8 protein-coding genes are annotated in these 18,301 nt (G+C 66.6%); all 8 read left to right on the top strand.

What is annotated here, in order from left to right; translation table 11 throughout:
* Window positions 1-15: 15 nt before the first annotated feature.
* The 8 genes from MJD61_05180 (at window position 16) to MJD61_05215 (ending at window position 18,299) form a co-directional block, all read left to right on the top strand.
* Window positions 16-1,755: an HmuY family protein gene (locus MJD61_05180; protein ID MCG8554670.1), complete on the top strand. Its 1,740-nt coding sequence runs from the start codon at window positions 16-18 to the stop codon at window positions 1,753-1,755.
* Complete coding sequence (locus tag MJD61_05185) at window positions 1,752-2,900, top strand: DUF3501 family protein (protein ID MCG8554671.1); 1,149 nt, start codon at window positions 1,752-1,754, stop codon at window positions 2,898-2,900. Before MJD61_05180 ends, MJD61_05185 begins: the two co-directional genes overlap by 4 nt.
* Window positions 2,897-3,169, top strand: a complete 273-nt coding sequence (locus tag MJD61_05190) for a hypothetical protein (protein MCG8554672.1) — start codon at window positions 2,897-2,899, stop codon at window positions 3,167-3,169. Before MJD61_05185 ends, MJD61_05190 begins: the two co-directional genes overlap by 4 nt.
* 112 nt (window positions 3,170-3,281) lie before the next feature.
* Complete coding sequence (locus MJD61_05195; protein MCG8554673.1) at window positions 3,282-3,827, top strand: peroxiredoxin; 546 nt, start codon at window positions 3,282-3,284, stop codon at window positions 3,825-3,827.
* Between the two features lie 33 nt (window positions 3,828-3,860).
* Window positions 3,861-4,400 carry a hypothetical protein gene (locus MJD61_05200; protein MCG8554674.1) on the top strand — a complete coding sequence of 180 codons (540 nt, stop codon included), beginning with the start codon at window positions 3,861-3,863 and terminating at the stop codon, window positions 4,398-4,400.
* Window positions 4,401-4,683: 283 nt separating this feature from the next.
* Window positions 4,684-5,409 carry a hypothetical protein gene (locus tag MJD61_05205; protein MCG8554675.1) on the top strand — a complete coding sequence of 242 codons (726 nt, stop codon included), beginning with the start codon at window positions 4,684-4,686 and terminating at the stop codon, window positions 5,407-5,409.
* Between the two features lie 155 nt (window positions 5,410-5,564).
* Window positions 5,565-6,545 carry a TauD/TfdA family dioxygenase gene (locus MJD61_05210; protein ID MCG8554676.1) on the top strand — a complete coding sequence of 327 codons (981 nt, stop codon included), beginning with the start codon at window positions 5,565-5,567 and terminating at the stop codon, window positions 6,543-6,545.
* A gap of 18 nt (window positions 6,546-6,563) precedes the next feature.
* Window positions 6,564-18,299, top strand: coding sequence for an amino acid adenylation domain-containing protein (locus MJD61_05215; GenBank protein MCG8554677.1), 11,736 nt, complete (start codon window positions 6,564-6,566; stop codon window positions 18,297-18,299).
* Window positions 18,300-18,301 lie beyond the last annotated feature (2 nt).

Here is an 18,301-nt window from a genome sequence, read left to right on the forward strand (position 1 = left end):
AAGGAGGCAAGACCCATGTGTCTGCACCATACGAGAGCACGCGATCGGATCACATCGGTGTTGCCAAGGCCACACCAAACCATCGTGGTGGAACGCACCGCGCTGGTCGCTGCTGCCGTCGTGCTGGCAGGGTGTGCGGGTGATCTCGAAGCCACGCAGGATCCCATGGGCGACCCGGCCACCACGCCCGGCGGCAGTAACCCGAGTCGCGATGGGGCGTTCGCGTTTTCGGAGGAAGCCTCCGGCCACGTTGTGGTGAGCGCCGATGCGAGCGACCGCATGCTGTGGCGCTACCTCGATCTCGACCAGCGCAGGGCGCTCGAAGAAGGCAGTGCGGGCTGGGACCTGGCGTTCAAGCGTTACCGGGTGCTCAGCAACGGTGGAGTCAGCGGTCCCGGAGGGGTTCAAGTCGCAGCGCTCGTGGGCAAGAGCTTCGAGCAGGTCGAAAGGGCTCCCGACTCGGGCTGGAGCGTCGACCAACCCGATGGGCCGGACGGCGACCAAGAGGTCGACAACGTCTTCACCAACGGGGTCGACACAGAAGGGACGGGTGCCTGGTACGCGTACGACCCGGCCACGCACGTGTTGACACCCGAGGACGTCACCTACGCCGTGGTTTCGACTCAGGGTCGCTTCTACAAGCTGCGCTTCGAGGACTACTACGACAGCGCGGGCACGCCCGGCCACCTGAGCTTTCGCTTCGCAGCCATCGACGCGCCCCCAAAGGGTGCTCCCGCAGTGCCGGGACAGCCCCCTCGGGCGCCCGCGATGCCCGCGGGCACGCCGACCGCGCCGGTCATGCCACCCGTTACGATACCGAGCGCTGCCCTGCGCGTCGACGCCTCGGACCGCATGAAGTGGGTCTACGTCGGTGTTCAAGACGGCCTCGTGGTGCCGAAGACCCCCGAGACCGACCTCGGTTGGGATCTGGCCCTGCGGCGCACCGGCATCCGCACCAATTCCGGCACCAGCGGGGCGGGGCTCGGTGGTGCCAAGGAGGACGACAGCATGCTCGCCTTCGCCGACGTCTCCGAAAGCTCGACGCTCGCGTTCGAGGTGGATGAAGTTGCCGGCGGTGCGTCCCCGGGCAGCATGCCGGCGAGCAGCAATCCGGTTCTCGCGGACTGGTACGACTACGACGTCGCGACGCATCGAGTGAGCCCCAAGGAGCGCACCTTCTTGCTGCGCACGGCTGCGGGCCATTACGCCAAGCTCAGGGTCTGGGACTGGAAGGACGGCGTGTACAGCCTGTCGCTGGCTCCGGTCGAGCGCCGGGTGCAGATCGTCGAGCTCGAGCTGGACGCCTCCAAGCCGGACGCTTGGACGTACCTGAGCTTGCGGGACGCCAGACAGGTCGAGATCGCGGATCCAGCCCAAAGCGACCTCTGGGACCTCGCCCTGCGGCGCACCCAAATGCGTACCAACTCCGGCACAAGCGGTACGGGCAAGGGCGGGGCCGCGCAGGCGCACGTGATGATGATCGATGCCCTTGCGATGCTGCCCTCCGCGGGCTGGCAGGCCGACCAAGAACGTCCTGCGAGCGATCCATCGGCACCACCGCAGAGCCTCAACCCGGTGCTCTCCGAGTGGTTTGACTACGATGCGAGCACGCATCGCGTGACACCGCGCAAGGTGGTGTTCGCGCTACGCACTGCCGACGGTCACGGCGCGGCCGTACAGGTGCTCGGGTACCGCGACGGCGTCTACTCGCTGCGCATGGCCTTTGCAGGCCCGGGCAGCGGGAGCTTCCGATGATGTCGCTTTCAGACACGCAGCAGGCGCTGCATCCGGCCGAGGTCATGCCGCGCGAGCTCTACCAGCAGGTCAGGCCGCAGTTCTTGCAGGGCATGGTGGAGCTCAAGCGCCGGCGTCGCGTGGCGCTCGAGCCCTACGCCACCTTGGTGTTCGAGAATCGAGATACGGTGCTTTTCCAGATCCAGGAGGTGCTGCGCATAGCGCCTGATGCGAGCCCGGCGCGCGTGCGGCGCCAGATCGACGAATACGATCCGCTCGTGCCGCGTGCAGATGAGCTGCGGGCTACCCTGATGTTCGACGGCCAACCCGGAGACCAGAGCGCGTCGCGGGCATTACAGATCGGCCGCGCGGGCGCGTTGAGCCTGCGCGTGGGCGACGCCGAGATTCAGGCACAACCGCTCGAGGACGAGCGAGAGGTGGCACACCCGGTTCAGTTCCTGCGTTTTGCTCTGACGCGCGAGATCGCGCGGGCACTCGATGACCCCGAATCAGCGGCCGCGCTGCATTTGCGAGCTCGCGACCACATCGCAAGCGCACCGCTCGCGCCCGAGACCCGCTCCGAGCTCTTGCAGGATTTGCAGCCATGCGCCGGCGTGGCTCGTTTGGCGGCGGTTCAGCGCAGGGAAGTCCATCCGCAACGGGGGGAGCATGGCGCAACCGCGCAGGGCACGAGCTGTGGCGTCCGGATCCCTGGTCGTGGCACCGGTCCCGGCTCGACCCACGCTGGCCGCGCGCCCTGCTGGCCCGAGATCGTGCGTTCCGGAGCCATTACGGTGGACCTGCTAGGCTATCGGGCCTGGGTGGACGCGCACGAGGTCCATTTGACTCCGGCGGAGTTTCGGCTGCTGCGGGAACTGCTCGGCCATCCGGGCCAGGTGCGCTCGCGTCGCGAGCTGCTGCGCGATGCCTGGGACATCCGGGGAAACGTGGTCACCCGCACGGTAGACACCCATGTTACGCGCCTGCGCGCGAAGTTGGGTCGTGCGGGAAGCAGCATCGAGTGCGTGCGGGGTGCAGGCTATCGCTACACCCAAGTACGGGACCTGGCACGCATTGGTCCTCCGGCCCGATTGGCCGATCCGCCCGCGCAAGTGGCTGCGGCCTCGTTTCGACGACCAGCGCGCACCAGGAGCAGACCGGCATGAAACGCAACGACTCCAAACCCAATCACCCGCCTATGCGCCATGGTTGCCGGCAGACACGCCTCGCTCAAGGGGCAGTCGCCGCGGTGGACATGTGCGAGTGCGGCATGATTCAGCTGCACGTGGGCGCCATCACGCTGCGACTGGAGCCCCGGGCGCTGTCGGAGCTGCTGGCGACCTTGGGGCAGGCTGTTGCCGAGCACGATCGAACCAGCGCCAGCGAGCAGCCGGCGGCCGTTCCGTTTCGCCGACGGCACCGGGGCGAGGCATGAGTCGCCGCCCGGCCATGCTGCCCCGCACGATCGAACGGCCCCCGGTCGCTCCGCCCCGGCGTTGCTGGCTGGGCTGGCCGCAGAACAAAGCAAACACAAAGGAAGCAAACCCATGATCAATCCAGGAACCAAGTTGCCGGAGCTCACGGCCCCGGCTTGCGTCGGTGTGCAAGAGGGCAAGGAGTTCTCTACCTTCACGACGCGCAGCGTCGCAGGCAAGTGGCTGGTGCTGTACACGTACCCCAAGGACTTCACCTTCGTGTGTCCAACCGAGATTGTGGAGTTCGACCGGAACCTGCCCGCTTTCGACAAGCGTGACGCGCTGCTGGTGGGCGGTTCCACCGACAACGAATACGCCCATCTGGCGTGGAGGCGAAGCGACGAGGCGCTGCGGGGGCTTTCCCACCCGCTCATCCACATCTCTCCCGAGCTCGCGCAAGCGCTCGACATCGTGCATCCGAGCGCCGGGGTTGCGCTTCGCGCCACGATCATCAGCGACCCCGAAGGCGTCGTGCGTTTTGCGAGTGCCAATTACCTCAGCGTTGGCCGCAACGTCGAAGAAGTGCTGCGTGTGCTCGACGGCCTCCAAACGGGAGAGCTCACGGCCTGCAACTGGAGACCGGGAGAGGTCACGCTTTCCGGGAGCGGGACGCGATGAGGCTGCGACGCCACCGCTGTTGCCGAAACCGCCATGCACGTTGAGCCTGCTGCCGGACTCGAAGGGCAAGAAGCGTGTTGCCGTCGCTTGGCGGCACCCGACGTCTTGCGCGTCGTCCTGACGGTCGCCCTTGATCGCGCGGCTGCCGCTCGCTGCCTCGGCCTTAGCGCTGAGCAGGCCGAAACGCTCTGGTCTTCGAGCCTGTACCAGCTTCTCGCGCTGAGAGCCTCGCGATCGTCCATCGTCTGGCGGCGTTGCGCCCGTGCCCTCGATCGTTGGCTGGAACGTGTGCGCCGGCAGCACGGTCGTAGCCTCTCGCTCGAGCGTATGTTGGGCGAAGATCGCAAACTGCTCTCGGGAACCGAGCTTGCCGCTCTGTTGTGGGCTCTGGTGAGACAACAAAGCCCGGCAAGCGACCTGCTCGCGCGCCGGCTGGGTGCCGAGCTCGAGACGCTGGCCGAACGCCGTTTGGGTGAGCTAACGGATCTCCGGTTCGTCGCGGCCCGCTTGCCGGCAATGGGGCGCAAAATCGTAACAAAAAGGTGCCTTGACAACCCAATGTACCGGGCGTAGCAAGAAGGCGACGCTGCGTGCATTCGGGCACCGGCGGCAGCGGCCAGAGGCCACTCGTCCCCACCCCATTGTCGCGGCTGGCGCAGCCACCTGTGAGCTTACTTGCCAGGTGTTGTGTTCAGCAAGAGCCGCGGTCGGTGTACCGGGACCAGGCAAACGCCCAGCGCCCGTCATGGCGGCTGACTCGTGCGTTCCTTCGGGGCGTGCAGCCGGCTGCGTGGTGGAGCGGTGTCCCGGTGAGGAGCCACCGCCTTTGACGGCAAATGCCCTGGAGAGGAATCGAATGAGCAGTCAATCTAGAGAATTCAACAAGACGCGATGGATAACTGGGCTCTCGTGTTTGCTCGCGCTGGGCGTGTGCGGAGCATTCGCGGTGGGGACGGCACCGGTCAAAGCAGAGCAAGACTCCGAAGACGTTCTTGCCGGCACCAAGTGTTGGGTGCTGGATCCGGTCGTCGGCAAGGGGTCCTTCATGACCTTGACGTTCCTGCCCCTGAGCGATGAACAGGCCATCTTCAGCGGTCAAATCGTACGCACCGACGGCAAGAAGCCCGATCGCGTTTTGCAGGTTCTGGGCAGCGCGGGTACGCACACGTTCGTCGGCGACGGGGGCGTGCAAATCGATCGGATCTTGTTCAATCTCAACTACGCGTTTTCCAAGACTGGGACCAAGCCGGCCAGGGCGTTTGCCGAGACCGGCGCTGCGCTCCGTGGCCAATACGCCATGCGCATCAACCCCGTGGACGGGTCGGGCGTGTTCCAGGGCAACGATTTCGTGATCGACTGGAAGCCTCCACTGACCGGGCCTTCCGCCACCTACACGGCGGATAACCCCGCGAACGGCTACAGCGGCATCGCCAACAACTACCTGGGAGGCATTCGTTGCGATGGAAGCCTAGGCTTCGGTTTCGATAACTGCGGGACCGTGATTCCGCTCAACAACGCCGGTACGTTGAGGCTCGCCGGTAGCGACGCACAAGCCTGCGCCCAGGCCAATCCCTTCAACTGAGGCCCGGAGCCAACGCGCACGGGCACACCCGCCGGCACGGGTGCGGTCACGAGTCCCCGGTTTGTGATCCGGCGGGCTCGTGATCCCCGGGCGCCGGGAAGCCGGAGGCACGTAAGAACAGGAAGGATGGGCAGGGGGGAAAGAAGAAGGAATACGTGCATTACGAGCCCCGCCCGGCGTCGCTTCGCGCCGCAGTGCCGTCCGACTCGACGGCAAGGCTCTGCGAGCGGCATCCCTTCGCGGTGATTCGCGCTGGCGCTGCTGCGAGCGCGGAGGAACTTTCTCAGCTGGCGCGAGCCATGGTGAGCGAGACCTTGCACGAGGTTGGGGCCGTGCTGTTTCGCAACTACCCGGTCGCATCCGAGAGCGACTTCGAGCGGGTAGCCGAGGATGTCACACCGGAGCTGCTCGAATACGACTACGCATCCACTCCGCGCACGCGCAGAACGGGCCGCATCTACACGTCGACCGAGTACCCGGCGCACCAGCGTATCCCGCCGCACAACGAGATGTCGTACAGCACCAGCTGGCCCCGGGTTCTGTGGTTTTGTTGCCTGACGGCGGCCGGCCAGGGAGGCGCCACCACCCTGGCCGACAGCCGTGAAGTCTACCTGAGGCTCGATCCCGGCCTTCGCCGGCGTTTCGAGGAGCGCAAGGTGCTCTACGTGCGCAACTACGGTACGGGCCTGGATCTGAGCTGGCAGCAAGCTTTCGCTACCGAGCAGCGCAGCAGCGTCGAGGCCTACTGCAGGCGCATGAACATGGCGCACGAGTGGAAGCCCGGCGGTGTGCTCGAGACCCGGCAGGTGTGTCAGGCCGTGGCGTCGCATCCAGTCAGTAGGGACCCCGTGTGGTTCAATCAAGCGCACCTCTTTCACGTGTCGCAGCTCGACCCGGAGGTTCGCGAAGCCTTGCTGGAGTCAGTAGCGCCGGAGGATCTGCCGCGTAACGCCTACTACGGCGACGGTGAGCCGCTCGAGGAAAGCGCGATAGCGGAGATTCGAGCGGCCTACGAGATGTGCAGTTTCGAATTCCCCTGGCAGGAGGGTGACGTGCTGCTGGTCGATAACGTTCGGGTCGCACATGGCCGGGCGCCTTTTCGGGGCAAGCGCAGCGTGTTGGTGGCAATGGCCTGAGCGCCCCAGGATGATCACGTGACCGGCGACGAGCAAGGGTACCGGCGGGGGCTGTCTTTGGCAGCGGGCTTCGATCCGCAGGCGAACATCGTTTCGGTGCTGCGAGCGAGAGCCGCCCGCGAGCCGGATCTGCCGGCCTATGTGCTCCTGGCCGACGGAGACAACGAGCAGCGGCGCCTGAGCTACCGGCAGCTGGACACGGGGGCCGCGCGGATCGCGGGTGCGCTGCAAGCGCGTGGCGCTGCCGGCGAAACCGTGCTGCTGCTGCACGACGACGGCCTGGATTTCCTGACTGCGTTCTTCGGCTGCCTGTACGCAGGCGCGATCGCGGTGCCTGCGTATCCACCGCGCAGGCGGCAGCTGCAGCTGCTGGGCGGGATCGTGGCAAGTGCCGACCCACGCCTGATCCTGACGAGCGCGAAGCGTCGCGATTCACTCCAGCGTCGGACCAGCGAGCTGCCGATGTTTGCCAACCGGCACTGGCTGGCGTCGAACACGCTTCCGCGGTCGGAGCAGAGCGTGCCGGTGCCGAACGATCCGCCACCAGAGGCGGTCGCGTTCCTGCAGTACACTTCCGGCTCGACTTCCAGCCCCAAAGGCGTTGTGGTCACGCACGCCAGCTTGGCGGTCAACCTGCATGAGCTTCGTGTTTCGTTCGCGCATCCCGCTGGCGCGTGGATCGTTTCCTGGTTACCGCTCTACCACGATATGGGGCTGATCAGTGCAGCGCTGCTGGGCGTATACACCGGCTCACCGGTGGTGCTGATTCCGCCAGTGCGCTTCATCGAACGTCCGGTTCGTTGGCTGAGAGCGATCTCGCGCTACCGGGTGGCGCTGAGCGGCGCTCCGAATTTCGCATTCGATCTTTGTGTATCCGGGATTGACCCGGCCGAGCGCCAAGGACTCGACCTGCGCAGCTGGCGCTTGGCCTACAACGGCGCCGAACCCGTATTTGCAGACACGCTCGAGCGCTTTGCCGCGGCCTACGCTCCGTACGGTTTCTCGGCCAACGCGCTATGTCCGAGCTACGGCATGGCCGAGACGTGCGTATTCGTTTCGTGCAGCAAGAACGCGCCCAAAGCGCTGACCGCCGGTTTCGACTCCGAGGCACTGGCGCGAGGCCGGGCTCGCCTCGTCAACCCCGCCAACCCAGATAACCCGGATAGCCCTGACAGTTCCCACAAGCCTGACACCCGTAACAACCGGACCTCAAGCATTCCTGACACCCGTAACAACCGGACCTCAAGCATTCGGCAGCTGGTGGGCTGCGGGCTGCCGCCGTTTGGCGAGCTCGCAATCGTGGATCCCGAGCGACGAACGGCTTGCGAGGACGGACGCATCGGAGAGATCTGGCTGCGTGGAGCGAACGTATGCTCCGGGTACTGGAAGAATCCCGAGGCGACGGCGGAGACCTTTGGGGTAGCGCGTGCAGACGTTCCGGTCCAGAGCGGCGATCCGGGCCGAACCTACCTGCGTACCGGCGACCTGGGTTTCGTCCACCAGGGTCATGTCTTTCTGACGGGACGCAGCAAGGATCTGGTCATCGTCCGCGGGCGCAACTACTACCCGCAGGACCTCGAGCGCTGCGTCTGCGACGCGGCGCCCGAAATCAGGCCCAACGCCAGCGTGGCCTTCTCGTACGGTGATTCAAGCCACAAACAGCTGGTGCTGGTTTGCGAGCTCGAGCGCACCCAGGTACGCAAGGACCACGAACGGGTTTTTTTCAAGATCCGCCGGGCACTGAGCCAAACGTTCGAGCTACAGCCGGATGCGATCGTGCTGATTCGACCGGGCGCGTTGCCGAGAACTTCCAGCGGTAAACTGCGCAGGCGCACCACCGGACAGCTCTGGTCGGAGGGCTCGCTCGACGTCGTCGAGCGAGACGGGTTGCATCCGCGGCCCCGGGCAGATGGCTCGCCCAGGACCGATGAGTACACGGCCGACGAGCACAGGCCCGACGAGCACAGGCCCGACGAGTACACCGTTTTGCGCCGAATGCTCGAGATCGGCGCGAGCGCGCAGCGTGAGGCCTTGTTGCTGCAGTTCGTCTGCGTGCAGCTCGCCGAGCTGGTGGGTCTGTCGGCGGGAGAGGTGGATCCGAGCGTTACGGCGGTTGAAGCTGGCTTGGGCTCGCTCGGCGCGCTACAGCTGTGCCAGCGGCTGGGCAGGCTGCTTGGGCGGCCGGTCGATGTGCCGCTGGTGCTCGGCGACCGCTCGCTCCGCGAACTGGTCGGCCTGCTGCTGAGCCCACCAGCCGGCGATCCTGGAGCGCACGCCAGCGCGCCGCCCCGCTCGCGCCTCAGCGCGAGCGAATCGACACCAGCGCGCCTCAGCGCGAGCGAATCGGCACCAGCGCGCCTCAGCGCGAGCGAATCGACAGCCGCACGCTCCGGCGTAAGCGAATCGGCTCCGCCGCGCTGCAGCGCGGGCGGGCGACAAATCGTTCACAGCGACCCGAGCGACTATCCACTTTCCTACTCGCAAGAAGCGATCTGGGCGGTCGACCGGCGGGCTACCGGCGCTATCGGCCACAACGTCCACTTGCGCTTGGGGCTCGAGGGCGCAGTCGACGAAGCTGCGTTGCGCCGTTCGTTTGACGCGCTCGTGCGCCGTCATGCGGCCTTACGCACCCGGTATGTCGAGCAGGCAGGAAAACCCCGCGCGCAAGTATGCCAGCGCGCCAGCTGCGATTTCGAGCGAATCGAGCTTGTTGCCACGAACGGCGCTCAACAGGAAGCTCGGGTCGCCGAGCTGATTCGGGAGCCCTTCGATCTCACGCGGGGCGACTTGCTACGCGTGCGTCTGCTCTGCCGGGCCGCCGGGCCCCGCATCCTGTTGCTGGTTGCGCACCACATCGCGCTCGATTTCTGGTCGCTGGTCGTTCTCCTGAAGGAGCTCAAGACACTGTACGCCGGCGAACGAGCGGGCGCTGCAGTCTGTCTCCCAGAGCTCGCTGCGGACTACGCGCAGTTCGCGAGCTGGCAGCGTGCTCGTCTTGCCGCCGAGGGCGCGCGCGACTGGGAGTACTGGCGCAGGGAGCTCGCGGGTGAGCTGCCGGTGCTCGCGCTGCCGTGGGACCGAGCCCGCGCGGCGTCGCGGGAGTTTCGAGGCGCTTGTGTCACAAGGCTGCTGGGGCGTAAAACAAGCGCCGAGCTGCTTGGCTTGGGTCGAGCCTGCGCTGCGACGCCCTACACCACCGCATTGGCGCTGTTCGCTGCGCTCCTCGAGCGCTACACCGGGCAGCACGATTTCGTTGTCGGTACTCCAAGCGCCGGGCGCACGGACGAGCGCTTTGCCCACGTGGTAGGTTACTTCGTCAATCCCATGGCTCTGCGCCTGCGGGTTCGGGTGCAGATGTCGTTCCGGGACTTGCTGCACGCGGTGCGCGAAACCGTCAACGGGGCGCTGGCACACCAGCACTACCCGTTTTCCAAGCTGGTGGAACGCTTGAATCCGGAGCGCAGTGCCGAGCTGTGGCCGCTCTATCAAGTGGCCTTTACGTTGCAGGCCGCTCAGCGGCCGGAGGAGGCGGAGCTGGCGCCGCTTGCGCTCGGCGACTACCCCATGCGCACGAATTGGGGTGGGCTCGAAATCGCCTCCGCTCGCCTTGGCGAGCGCGTCGAGAACTTCGATCTGAAGCTCGTGATGGCCCAGACACCGGACGGCCTGGCGGCCTGCTTCCAGTACAACCGCGAGCTGTTCGAGCCGGCAACGCTGGAGCAACTGGCCGGGCACTACGCGCGGCTTGCCGAAGCCGTAGTCGAGCGCCCGGAGGCGCCGCTTTCCGAGCTTTCGCTCCTGTTCGCCCAGGAGGCGCGCGAGCTCGTCTCGCGCTGGAATGCCACGGGGTGCGTGCTCGAGCACGCCGACAAACCGGTCGACTGGCACTTCGAGCAGCAAGTGCAGCGGTGCGCCGGATTGCCGGCGCTGGTGGAAGGCAGCCAGACGCTGAGCTACCAGGCGCTCGACAGGGCGGCGAACCGGCTGGCGCACGCACTTCGAGCCCGAGGCGTGGGGCCGGAGAGCCGCGTCGGCGTGTGCTTGCCGCGCTCGGCAGATCTGGTGGTCGCACAGCTCGGCGTGCTCAAGGCAGGCGCCGCCTACGTGCCACTGGATCCGGCGTACCCGCCGGCGCGTCTTTCGTGGATGCTCGGCGACGCATCGATCGAGACCGTGGTGTCTCGGCAAGTGCTGCTTGCGCGTTTGCCTCGACACGTACGCGCCTTGTGCCTGGATCGCGACGCAGCGCTCCTCGCTGGCTTCGATGCCAGCAAGCCTCCTGTCCGTACCAGCATCGGCTGCAGCCTCGCCTACGTGATCTACACTTCCGGCTCCAGCGGAGTACCCAAGGGCGTCCAGGTCAGCCACGCTGCGCTGCTCAACTTGGCACGCTGGCACCAGAAGCGCTACGCGGTCACGCCGCTCGATCGCGCCAGCATGGTTGCCAGCGTCGGCTTCGACGCTTCGGTGTGGGAGCTCTGGCCGTACCTGCTCTCGGGCGCAGCCGTGTACGTTGCACGGGACGCACTGATCGCTGACCCCGATCAGCTGCTGGGGTGGGTAGCCGAGCGGCGAATCTCGCTGATGTTCTTGCCCACGCCGCTCGCCGAGTTGGTGCTCCGAGCCCATTGGCCCAAGCAGGCAAGGCTGCGCGCGCTGCTGACGGGCGGCGATCGGTTGGGTCCGGTCACCGGCGATGCTCCGCTGGCAGGGCTCGAGCTCATAAACCACTACGGTCCCACCGAAGCGGCGGTGGTGACCACGGCGGGCGAGGTCGCGTTCGGGGCGCTCGACGTGCCGGACATCGGCAAACCCATTGCCGATCTGCAGGTTTACGTGCTGGACGAAGCGCTACGGCCGGTTCCGAGCGGCGCTTTGGGTGAGCTCTGCATTGCAGGTACGGGGTTGGCTCGGGGGTATGTCGCTCGCCCGGCATGGACCGCGGAGCGCTTTGTGCCGGATCCTTTTTCGCGTGTGTCAGGCGCGCGCATGTACCGCAGCGGGGACCGAGCGCGGCAACGTGCGAGCGGCGCTATCGAGTACGTGGGTCGAGCGGATCGCCAGGTCAAGGTACGAGGCCACCGCGTCGAGCTTGGTGAGCTGGAAGCCGCTCTGAAGGCGCTGCCTGGGATCAGGGCCGCCGCGGCTGCGACCTACCGTGATGCGAACGCCGAGCAGCGCCTGGCGGCCTATGTGGTGCTTGAAGAGGGGAATGCGCCGGGCGCCGGGGACCGGGCGCAGCAGGAAAGCGCGCACGTCGAGCGCTGGGCCGCGCTCTACGAACAAACATACGCCGGCAGCAACCAGCAGCCCGGCGTGGACTCGCGTTTCAATTTTGCAGGCTGGAACAGCAGCTTCACGGAGCGTCCCATTCCTCAGCAGGACATGCGCGAATGGGTGGACGAGACCGCGAAGCGCATTCGCTCGCTCGGAACGCGTCGCGTGTGGGAGATCGGGTGCGGGATTGGCCTTCTATGCTCGAGACTTGCGGACCGCTGTGCCTACTACCACGGCACGGACCTGTCCGAGCGCGCGATCGAGCAGCTCGGAGAGCAGCTCGATTCCGATCGGCGTCAAGGCAAGATCACGGGCGAGTTTTGCCTCGAACGGGCGGCCGCCGATCAGGCTCCGGGTTTGCAGCTCCCGGCGGGCACACAGCTCGATGGGGTGATCCTGAATTCCGTGATCCAGTATTTCCCGTCGCGGCAGTACTTGGAGCGCGTGCTTGAGCGAGCTCTCGATAGCTTGAAGCAAGGGTACCTGTTCATCGGAGACGTGCGCGATCTCGGGCTGCTCGAGCTGTTCCACACCGATGTGCAGCTTTATCAGGCGCGGCCTGGGCTCTCGCTGGCCGACTTACGGGTGCGGGCGCGCCAGTTTCGAGAGCGCGAGCAGGAGCTGGCGGTCGGCGCGGCTTTCTTCCACCAGCTCGCGGATCGCTACCCGGGGGTGGCGGCCGTGGAAGTGCGGCTCAAGCGCGGCCGCTGCCAGAACGAGCTGACGCGCTACCGCTACGATGTGGTGGTCTTCGTGGGGGAGCATCCGCCGATCTTCGAGCCGCGGCTCGAGCCCTGGAACACGATCGGATCGCTGGCGGAGCTCGAGCGACGGCTCGAACGCGAGGCGCCCGAATGGTTGGCGCTCGGCGGTCTGGCTTCGGCGAGGGTGGGGCGCGCGCTCGCGGCGCGCGAGCGGCTGCGGAACCTGGATGCCGGGGCGCTTTCCGCGACGACGGTGGCGGAGCTCTCGTCTTCGCTTGCCGCGTACGAGGGCGATGCAGTGGATCCCGATGCGCTCTGGCGGCTCGCATCACGCAAGGGCTACCATGCACAGTTGCTGCAGCCGGCGGATGGCCAGCCAGGCAGGTTCGACGCGGTGCTGCGGCGTTTGGACTCGCCCCTGCGTGCTTCTCCGCTGCGTCCGAGCGCCGCGGGGCCGGGCACGTTCGACGCCGCCGCCTTGACGAACGAGCCTTTGCGGCACCAGCGGATCGCCCAGCACCTGGCTGAGCTGAAGCTGGAGCTCGCGGAGCGGCTTCCCGCACATTCGCTGCCGAGTGCCTGGCTCGCGCTCGCGTCCCAGCCTCTGGGCCCGAACGGCAAGCTCGACCGGCGCGCTTTGCCGGCCCCCGAGGCGATGACGGCGAGCGCCCGCTATCGGGCGCCCACGACTGCCTTGGAATGCGAGCTCGCCGGCGTCTGGGAGCAAAAACTGGCGCTGCCGCGCGTGGGCGTGCACGACAACTTCTTCGAGCTGGGCGGCGACTCCGTGCTTGCGATCCTGGTGGTCAGCGCGCTGCGCGAACGCGGCATCGAAATACACGCGCGCCAGCTTTTTGACACCCAGACCGTGGCAAGCCTCGCGAACGCGATCGAGGCTGACCGTCGCGGGCGTGCCGGCGACGCGGGCGGGCAGCCTGCGGGGGACGCTACCCCGGGGCCGGATCCGACCGATCCGGCCGGCAGCAAGCACGGGCACGGGCTCAGCCCGCTTCAGCAGGGCCTGCTGTTCCACACGCTCTTCGAGCCCCAAGGCGAACGCGCCGAGCCGTTCTATGTCGAACAAGTTCGGCTCGATCTGCGCGGGCCGTGCGATCCCGATGCGCTGCGGGCTGCCTTGCGCTGTCTGCTCGAACGACACGAGGCGTTGCGCACGGCGTTCGATGTCTCCGATCCCGAAGTCTTGCAGGCGCACGTGGTGGAGCCCGCGCGGTCTCGACTTCCGTTCGAGCTGCGGGTCGACGCTTGTGCGAGCGGTGAGCAGGAGCTTGCTCGCTGGCTCGAAGCCGAGCGCGCCCGACCATTCGACTATGCTGTCGCGCCGCTGATGCGTTTCGTCCTGCTGCAGCGAGCAGCGGACCATGCCTTGTTGGTATGGACCTATCCACACGCGTTGCTCGACGGCTGGAGCAGCGCGCTGCTGGTGCGGGAGCTTCTGGTCATCTACGGCGCCGTCAAACGCGCGACCGCTCCAAGTCTGCCGAAGCCGGTACCGTTTCGACGCTACCTGGGATGGCTCGAGCGCCAAGATCGGACGCTCGCGCAACGGTTTTGGACCCGGTACCTGGCAGACTTCGTGCAGGTCCCTCGATTGCGTGATGCCACCGCGTTGCCGGAGCGAACCGCGTCGCCGGAGCGAACCGCGTTGCCGGAGCGAACCGCGTTGCCGGAGCGAACCGCGTTGCGTGATGCGCGTGACGCCGGGCACACGCCAGGCCGGCCGGCCGCGGTGGAACGCGAGACCGTCGATCTCGGCCTGGAGCTGACCGAGACGCTTGCAGCCCGAGGGCGAGAGCTGCGCGTTGCAACAAGCACCTGGTTGCACGCGGCTTGGGCTTTGGTGCTCGGTCGCTTTCTGGGCTCCGATCGTGTCTGCTTCGGATTGGTCGGCTCCGGGCGTGAGGCCGACATTCCACATGTGGAATCCGCAGTGGGGCTGTTGATCAACACGGTGCCATTCGCGGTGTCGCTGCCGGCCGAGGCCACGGTTGCACAGTGGCTGAAGCAGCTGCAGCGCAGCGAGATCGAGGTGCTGGGACATGGGTTCGTCGGGCTGATCGAGCTTCAACGCTGGCTCGGAACGGGCACGCCACTGTTCGATTCGTTATTCGCCTTCGAAAACTATCCGCGCCAAGGCGTGTTGGAGCGAGAGCAGGCGGGCTTGCGCCTGGCCGAAATCACCCACCGTGGTGCGACCCACTACCCGTTGACCCTCGTCGTGACTCCCGGCAGCAGGCTGCATGCGGAGCTTGGCTACCGTAGCGACCGGTATCGGGCGCGATTTGTGCGGCGGCTGCTAGCCGGCTTCGGAGCCGCGCTGAAGGCCCTGGTCGATAATCCACGAGCGCGTCTGGGTCAGCTGTCGCTCGGCTTGACGGGCGGAACGAAAGCGCGCGTTGCCTCGGGCGTCATCTCGGCAGCGGGCGCTCGACGGGAACGTGGCGCGGCCAAAGAACCCACCGAGCTCGCTCCGGCCTGCGATTTGGCGGCGGCGTTCGAGCGCAGCGTCCAGCAAAACCCGAACGCGCCGGCCTTGCGCTGGCAGGGCAACGCGATCAGCTACGTCGAGCTGAACCAGCGGGCCAACCGCCTGGCGCATCTGCTCCGCGAGCGGGGGATCGAGAGCGAGCGTCGGGTCGGGCTCTGCTTCGAGCGGTCGGACGAACTGGTGGCGGCGATTCTTGGTGTGCTCAAAGCTGGGGGCGCCTACGTGCCATTGGATCCTGCGTTACCGCCGCAGCGGCTGGCGTTCATGCTCGAGGACGCAGGTGTAGATCTCGTGCTCACGCATGGCGCAGTTCAGGTTCCGCCCGTGACACGGTGCTCGATCGTCGCTGTCGATGAGGCACGCGAGGCAGTCGCACGCCAGTGCAGCGAGGACCTTGCGCTGGCGCGCCATCCCGAGCAGCTTGCGTACGTCATCTATACTTCCGGCTCCACCGGAACGCCGAAGGGTGTGGGGGTTACGCACGGCAACGTGAGCAAGCTCTTCGCGGCCTGCGCGCAACGCTTCGAGTTCTCCTGCAAGGACGTCTGGAGCCTGTTTCACTCCTACGCTTTTGATTTCTCGGTTTGGGAGCTGTGGGGCGCGTTGCTGCACGGTGGCAGCGCGGTGGTCGTGCCGCATTGGGTGAGCCGAGATCCGCGTGCTTTTGCCGATCTGTTGCTGGATGAAGGCGTGACGGTCCTTAGCCAGACTCCGTCGGCCTTCTACCCGCTGGCTGCCCAGCTCCTTGCCTCGACCACTACGCTGCCTGCGCTGCGCTGTGTGGTGTTCGGTGGCGAGGCCCTGGATTCGTCACGGCTCACAGCTTGGTTCGCGCGTTTCGGCGGGCGAGGTCCACGGCTCGCCAACATGTTTGGAATCACGGAGACCACGGTTCACGTCACCCACTGTCCGCTTGCTGCAGGCGATGCGGCTTCGGCTCGGCGGAGCATAGGCACGGCATTACCCGGGATGGCCTGCCGTGTGCTGGATCCGCACTTGCATCCGCTGCCGGATGGTGTGCGAGGAGAGCTGTGTGTGGCCGGTACGGGCGTCGCTCGGGGCTACGTAGGACGGCCGGGGCTGACCGCCGAGCGCTTCGTTCCCGATCCCTGTTCGGCGGCGCCTGGTGCAAGGCTCTATCGAAGCGGGGATCGAGGCTGCCGCGATGACGCAGGTGACTTGCTTTACCTGGGACGCGCGGACAACCAGGTCAAATTGCGCGGCTTGCGCATAGAGCTGGCTGAGATCGAGGCCGAGCTGCGTCGCTGCCCTGGCGTGCACGCGGCAGTGGCGCGGCTGCAGCCGCGGGATGTCCGGGAGGGTGAGGAAGCGGGCGATCAGCTGGTGGCTTACCTGGTCGGCGCAGATGCCGATTCAGCGCTCGACACAGCGCTCGACACGGCGCTCGACACGATGCGAATCAGCCGCGAGCTGGCTCATAGGCTACCGGCGTACATGATTCCGAGCGCGTACGCCCGGCTTTCGGAGCTCCCGCTAACACCCAACGGAAAACTGGATCGCGACGCGTTGCCGCGGGTGAGCGGCATGACCCGGACTCCGGAGCGGCCGGCGGCACGTGCTTGTGCCTGGACGCCCCTGGAGCGGCAGCTGGCGGAGATCTGGCGAGCCGTCTTGCGCGTGGAGCAGGTGTCCCGTGACGACGATTTTTTTGCGCTGGGCGGGGACTCCATCTCGAGCATGCAGGTCGCGGCTCGCGCGCGCCAGCATGGCCTCGAGCTCAGCCCGCGCGAGCTCTTCGAGCACCCCAAGCTGGCTTTGTTGGCCAAACGACTGGCAGCCTCCAATCCGGCGCAGGGTGATCGCGCACAGGCAGCAAGCGCGGGCGAAGAACCCGCCGGGGACGTGCCGCTGGCCCCTATTCAACACTGGTTTTTCGAGCGCAGGCTGGCCCGTGCCGAGCATTTCAATCAATCCGTGTTGTTGGAGCTCGCGTCGAGTCGAGGTATCGACACGCTCGAGGCAAGCTTGCGTTCCGTGGCACGCCACCACCATGCGTTTCGCTTGCGTTACGATACCGGTCTTGCCAGGCAGGCCTACGTCGCAGCAAACGATGCCGATTGGCCGCTTGCGACCATAGACCTGCGTCCATGGTCTCTCGACGCACGTGCAGCCGAGCTGCAACGCCATGCCGCGCAGGCGCAGCGCTGCCTCGAGCTAGCCAAAGGACCGGTTTGCCGTGCGCTCTACTTCAGGTGCAGCCCGGAGCCCGATCGGCTGCTGCTGGTAATCCATCACCTGCTGGTAGATGCAGTTTCTTGGCGCATTTTGCTTGAAGATCTGGACAAGGCGTATCGCCAGCTCGAGGAGGGTGGCGTGATCGACTTGCCTCCGAGCACCAGCAGCTACCGTCGTTTTGGCCAAGCGCTCGCAACCTATGCCCGGAGCGATTCACTGCGCGCCGAGCTCGGTTTCTGGCTGGCGCTGCCGTGGCCGCGTGTTGGCTCGCTCGAACTGGATCGGCCCGCGGCCTCGACACGCGAAGCAGATCGCGCCGAGCTTCTGCTGAGCCTGGATGCTGCGACAACGCGCCAGCTGCTGCGCGACGCAGGCCAGGCTTACCACACGCGAGTGGAAGATCTGTTGTTGGTGGCGCTGGCGCGATCGCTGGGCCGGTTGTCGAGCGCCGAGTGGCTGCGGGTCGACATGGAGGGTCACGGGCGGGAGGATCTGCTCGATGGCGTCGATTTGAGCCGGACGGTGGGCTGGTTCACCACCCTTTTTCCTGTCTTGCTGCGTCCGGTGCAAGAGGAGCTGGATCGTCAAATCGAAGAGATCAAGGAGGCGCTGCGCGCGTTGCCGGCGCGGGGGCTCGGTTTTGGGGTCTTGCGCTATCTGGGCGACGAGAGGGCTCGCCATGCGCTGCGCGAGCTACCCGCCGCGCAGGTCAGCTTCAACTACCTGGGGCGGCTGGATGCGAGCCTGCGCGGGAGCTCGCGCCTGCTTGGCGCTCCGGAGCAACGGTCGCCGGGCCCGCAGCAGGCGCCGGAGAACGAGCGGGCCTACGCGCTCGACCTCAACCTGAGCCTGGTCGGGGACGAGCTGCTGATCCACGTGGCGCACAGCGCAAGCCTGTCCGAGCAGACGGTTCAGGAGCTGGGCGTCGAGTACCTCGAGCAACTGCGCGTGATCACGATGCACTGTGCCGGGCGAGGGCGTGCCCGTTACACGCCGTCGGATTTCGAGCTCGCGCGAGGCCTCGACCAAGCCGGCCTCGACGCCATCTTGACGCATCTGGAGGCCGAATAGCG

The sequence above is a fragment of the Pseudomonadota bacterium genome (assembly GCA_022361155.1).
Taxonomy (GTDB): domain Bacteria; phylum Myxococcota_A; class Polyangia; order Polyangiales; family JAKSBK01; genus JAKSBK01.